The following is a 6,047-nucleotide window of genomic DNA, read 5'->3' on the forward strand; positions in this document are numbered from 1 at the left end:
CCGAGGGTGGAGCGTGGTGAGCGGGGGTCCGGCCGGCCGGACCCCCACGGATGTCAGAGGGTTGCCAGCCAGTCCTTGATGACCTGCGTGGTCGTCTCCAGGTGGTCCTCCATGACGGTGAAGTGGTCACCGGGCACGTCCAGCACCTTGGTGGCGGGCCACACGGCGCGCCACTCCTCGCTCGCCGGATCGTCCGTCATGCCCTCCAGGGGGACGGTGGCCCGCAGCAGCAGCGTGGGCGTGTCCACCGCCTGCGGCTCCCAGAACTCGTACATCCCGCAGTACCAGCCCATCGCGGTGAGGCGGGTGCCGTCCAGGCTGACGAAGCGCTCCTCGCGCTCGAACATGCCCTTGAGCAGCTGGTCCTGGACCCGGTTGATGTGCGGGCTGGTCATCGGATAGCCGTCGATGACCACCACACCGGCCGGGGCGACACCGCGCCGGCTCATCCGCTCGCCGGTCGCGTGCGCGAGCACGCCTCCGGAGGAGGAGCCCAGCAGGACGAACGGGTCGTCACCGACCAGTTCACTGATCATGTCACAGTACACATCGGCCAGTTCATCCGCGTCCGCGGCCAGCGGCTCGTCGTTCTGGAAGCCGGGCACGTCGAGCGCCGCGACGTCGTACTCCTCGCCGAAGAACGAGGCGAACCTGACGAACTGATGGGCACCGCCCAGGGCGACGAAGGCGGAGAGGCAGATGATCCTCGGCCGCTTGCTGCCGGTGGTCAGCCGCAGCGGGCGGGGTATGCCCTCGCGGCCCTCATCCGCCGTGAACATGGTCCGCAACTGGGCGGCCTGGTGCAGCATCTTCACACCGGTCTTGAGCTGGCCCCGCTCCGCGGCGTACCGGAACAGCTCGCCGGCGGCGTCCAACGGGCCGGCGCGGCGGGCGGAGACCGGCGGTGCCGAGGGCTCGGCCGCGGGCGCGGCGAGCAACTCCGCGCGCAGGAACCGCGCCAGCTCCCGGGGGGTGGTGCAGTCGAAGGCGACGGTGGGACGCAGCCGCAGTCCGGTGACCGAGGTCAGCCGGTTGCGCAACTCGACGGCGGTGAGCGAGTCGAGGCCCAGGGCGAGGAAGGCGGCACTGTCGTCGATGTCGTCGGCCGAGGCGTGGCCGAGGACGGTGGCGAGGTGGCCGCGCACGATTCCGCCGAGCAGGACGTCACCGGCTTCCTCGTCCAGACCGGCGAGGCTGGCGCGCAGCTCCTCGGCGCCGCGCCGCTCGGGCGCCGCGCCGGAGCGCCGGGCCGGAGGCCGCACGAGGTCCCTGAGCAGGGCCGGGGCGTCCTCGGGTGCGGCTTCAAGGGTGGTGGCCGCAAGGGTCGCCGGGATGAGTGCGGGCGCGTCCGTGCCGCGCGCCAGGTCCATGATCTCAAGGCCCTGCTCGGTGTCGAACGGCACCACTCCCCCGCGCGAGATCCGCGCCACGTCGGCCTCGTCCAGGTTCTGGGTGAGGCCGCTGCTGTGCTCCCACAGGCCCCAGGCGAGGGACTTGGCGGGCAGGCCCTGGGCGCGCCGGTGGTGCGCCAGAGCGTCGAGGAAGGCGTTGGCCGCCGCGTAGTTGCCCTGTCCCGGGGCGCCGAGGACGCCGGCGATGGAGGAGAACAGGACGAACTCGCGCAGTCCGAGGTCGCGCGTCAGCTCGTGCAGGTTGAGCGCCGCGTCGACCTTGGGCCGCAGCGCGGTATCGACCTGCTCGGGGGTGAGCGAGGCCAGGACGCCGTCGGAGAGCACGGCCGCGGTGTGCACGACCGCGGTCAGCGGCGCCTGTTCCGGTACAGAGGCAAGCAGCCGGGCCAGGGCGTCCCGGTCGGCCATGTCGCAGGCGGCGCCGACGATCTCGGCGCCGAGGTCCGCGCCGAGACGCTGGATCTCCTCGGCCGCCGGGCCGCGCCGGCTGGCCAGGACGATCCGGCGGACGCCGTGCTCGGTGGCGAGGTGGCGCACCACAAGGCCGGCCAGGCCGTCGGCGCTGCCGGTGACGAGGACGGTGCCGTCCCGGTCGAGCTCCTGCTCGGTGTTCTCGTGGGCGGAGCGGTGCAGCCGTGGCACGCGCAGCTCACCGCCGCGCAGCGCCAGCTGGGGTTCGTCGCAGGAGAGCGCGGCGTCCAGCAGGTGCTCGCTCTCCTCGTCGGTGTCGACGACGACGAAGGCGCCGGGGTTCTCCGACTGGGCGGACCTGAGCAGCCCCCACACCGGGGCGCCGGCCAGGTCGGTGACGTCCTCGTCGGGCGCGGTGGCGACGGCGCCGCGGGTGACGACGACCAGGCGGGCGCCGTCGGGGTGGTCGGCGGCGAGCCACTCCTGGAGGCGTGCGAGCGTACGGCGGGTGGTCTCGCGGGCCGCGGCCGCGGTCGGCTCGTCCGGCTCGACGCGGACCACGGTGTCGGTGCGCTCCACGGCCCGCGGCAGCGGGCGGGTCACCCAGGCCACCTGGTACAGCGAGTCGTGCCGGGCCAGGCCGGTGAGGCGGCGCAGGGCGAGCGAGTCCACCGTGAGCACGGGCCGGCCGTCGCGGTCGGCGGCGCGCACGGAGACCTCGTTCGCGCCGCTCACCGTGGTCTCGACCCGCAAGTCGCCGCTGGACTCGCCGTGCAGGGCGACACCGCCGAAGGAGAAGGGCAGGACGGGCCCGCCCTCGTCCCCGTCGCGGGTCAGGCCGACGGTCTGCAGCGCCGCGTCGAGGAGCGCCGGGTGGATGCCGAAGCGCCGCAGTCCGGAACGCTGTTGTTCGGGCAGGGCCACCTCGGCGTAGATCCGGCCGTCCAGGCGCCAGGCGGCGGTCAGCCCCTGGAAGGCGGGGCCGTACTCGATGCCGCCCTCGGCGAAGGTGCCGTAGAGGTCGTCGATGTCCACCGGTTCGGCGCCGGCCGGCGGCCACGGGGTGTCGGCCGGCTGCGCGGCCGTCTCCCCGGCGGGCGCGAGCCAGCCGGTGGCGTGCCGGGTCCAGGCTCCGTCGTCGGAGGCGGAGTGGACGGCGAACGGGCGCCGCCCCGCCGTGTCGGGGGCCTCCACGGAGAGCTGGACGGTGAGCGGCGCGGCCGGGTCGAGCGTGAGCGGGGTCTCGACCGTCAGCTCTTCGAGATGGCCGCAGCCGAGGTCGCGGCCCGCGTGCAGCACGGTCTCGACCAGGGCCGCGCCGGGCAGCACCACGGTGCCGCCGACGGCGTGGTCGGCCAGCCACGGGTGGGTGCGCAGCGAGAGGCGGCCGGTGTACAGCAGGGTTCCGCTGTCGGCGACGGGCTGCGCACGGCCGATCAGCGGGTGGCCGTCGGCCGCGCCGCCCAGGTGCTCGATGGCTGGGTCCAGCCAGTACCGCTTGTGCTGGAAGGCATAGGTGGGCAGCTCGATCCGCCGGGCCGCGGGCAGGACCGCGCTCCAGTCGACGGGCACACCCGCCACGTGGAGTCCGGCCAGGGAGAGCAGGAACCGGTCCCGGCCGCCGGCGTCGCGCCGCAGCGTGCCGGTCACGGTCCCGGTGGCCGTGTCCTCGATCGCCGAGGTCAGCACCGGGTGCGGGCTGACCTCGACGAACACGCCGTGCCCCGCGGCATTCAGCGCGCGCACGACGGTATCCAGCCGCACGGTCTGCCGCAGGTTGCGGTACCAGTACTCGGCGTCCAGGCCCGCGGTGTCCAGCAGGCCGCCGGTCACCGTGGAATGGAAGGGGACTTGGCCGCTGCGAGGCGACACCGCCGCGAGGACGCTCAGCAGCTCCTGGTGGATCTCCTCCACGTGGGCCGAGTGCGAGGCGTAGTCCACCGGTATCCGCCTGGCTCGCTCGACGGAGGCCAGGACGGTCTCCAGACCGGCCGGGTCGCCGGCCACCACGACCGAGGAGGGGCCGTTCACGGCGGCCACGGACACACCGTCCGGCAGCAGCGACCGCACCTCGTCCACCGGCAGCGGCACCGACACCATCCCGCCACGGCCCGCCAATCGTGTGATGGCCTTGCTGCGCAGGGCGACGACCCGCGCGCCGTCCTCCAGCGAGAGCGCGCCCGCGACCACCGCAGCAGCGATCTCACCCTGCGAGTGACCCACGACCGCGTCCGGACGCACCCCCGCGGACTCCCACAGCGCGGCCAGCGACACCATGACCGCCCACAGCACCGGCTGTACGACGTCCACCCGGTCGTAGGCACCGGACCGTACGACGTCCGTCAGCGACCAGTCCACCAACGGTGTCAGGGCGCGCTCACACTCTTCGAAGCGCGCCGCGAACACCGGCGACGACTCCAGAAGTTCCACCGCCATACCGGCCCACTGCGAACCCTGGCCGGGGAAGACGAAGACCTTCTTCGCGGGCGGTGCGGTGGTGCCACAGACGGTGCCGTCGGAGAACTCGCCGCGGGCCAGCAGTTCCAGCTCGCGGCCGAGGGCGTCGCGGTCAGCGCCGACGAGGACCGCGCGATGCGGCAGCGCGGCCTTGCCGGTCGCGGTCGAGAACGCGATGTCGGCCGGCGCGAGACCGGGCCGTGCCGCCAGGTGCGTCCGCAGCCGCTCGGCCTGGTCGCGCAGGGCGTCGGCCGTGCGCGCGGAGATCAGCCAGGGAACCGCCGTGCCGGGCGCGGGCGCCGCCGCGGCGGGCTCCGCGTCGGTTCCGGGGTCCCGTTCGGGGGCCTGTTCGAGGACGAGGTGGGCGTTGGTACCGCTCACCCCGAAGGAGGAGACACCGGCGCGCCGGGGGTGCCCGTACTCGGGCCAGTCGACCGCCTCGGTGAGCAACCGGACGTCGCCCTCCGTCCAGTCGATGTGCGACGACGGCCGGGTGATGTGCAGGGTGCTGGGCAGCACGCCGTGCCGCATCGCCTGCACCATCTTGATGACACCGGCCACACCGGCCGCCGCCTGCGTGTGACCGATGTTGGACTTCAACGAGCCCAGCCACAACGGACGTCCAGCATCACGCTCCTGGCCATAGGTGGCCAGCAGCGCCTGCGCCTCGATCGGGTCACCCAGGGACGTACCCGTACCGTGCGCCTCCACCACGTCCACCTCGGACGCCTTCAGACCCGAATTGGCCAGCGCCTGCCGAATGACCCGCTGCTGCGAAGGACCGTTGGGCGCGGACAGACCATTGGAAGCACCGTCCTGGTTCACCGCACTGCCACGAATCACCGCCAGAACCGGATGACCGTTGCGACGGGCATCCGACAGACGCTCCAGCAGGACGACACCCACACCCTCACCGAAACCGGCACCGTCGGCGCCCTCGGAGAAGGACTTGCAGCGGCCGTCGGCGGCGACGCCGCCCTGCTGGCTGAGTCCCACGAACAGGCCGGGGCCCGCCAGGACGGTCGCACCGCCGGCCAGGGCCAGCGTGCTCTCCCCGGCGCGCAGGGACTGCGCGGCGAGGTGGATCGCCACCAGGGAGGAGGAGCAGGCGGTGTCGACGGTGACGGACGGCCCCTCCAGGCCGAAGGCGTAGGAGATCCGGCCGGAGCCCACGCTGGACTGGGTGCCCATGCCGAGGAACGCCTCGACACCGTCCGGGACATGGTGCAGCGGGCCGCCGTAGTCGGTGCCCATGAGGCCGACGAAGACACCGGTCGTACTGCCGCGCAGGGTGGCCGGGTCGATGCCCGCCCTTTCGAAGGTCTCCCAGGTGGTCTCCAGGAGCAGCCGCTGCTGCGGGTCCATCGCCAGGGCCTCGCGCGGCGAGATCCCGAAGAATCCCGGGTCGAAGGCGCCGGCGTCGGTGAGGAAGCCGCCCTCGCGGGTGCGGGACGTCAGCGAACCGGGTCCCTCGTCCTCGCCGAAGAGCCCGCCGGTGTCCCAGCCGCGGTCCTCGGGGAACGGTGAGATGGCGTCCCCCGCCTCGCTGACCAAGGTCCACAGGTCGTCGGGCGAGGCGATCCCGCCGGGGTAGCGGCAGCCCATGGCCACCACGGCGACCGGCTCGTCGGAGACCGGCGCTTCGGCCTGCTTGGACAGGCGCTTGTTGGCCTCCCTGAGGCGTTCATTGTCCACCAGTGCGCTGCGCAGGGCAGCGATCACCTGGTCCTGAGGGGCAGTCATCATGAGCTCCACACACGTCGATCC

The 6,047-nt window shown here is 73.3% G+C and carries 1 pseudogene; it reads right to left on the minus strand.

Going from position 1 to position 6,047, the window contains the following annotated elements:
- Positions 1-53: 53 nt before the first annotated feature.
- A pseudogene (locus OG623_RS04405) lies at positions 54-5,918 on the minus strand (type I polyketide synthase); the annotation flags it as partial.
- Between the last annotated feature and the right edge of the window lie 129 nt (positions 5,919-6,047).

The sequence above is a fragment of the Streptomyces sp. NBC_01012 genome, from assembly GCF_045162755.1.
Taxonomy (GTDB): domain Bacteria; phylum Actinomycetota; class Actinomycetes; order Streptomycetales; family Streptomycetaceae; genus Streptomyces.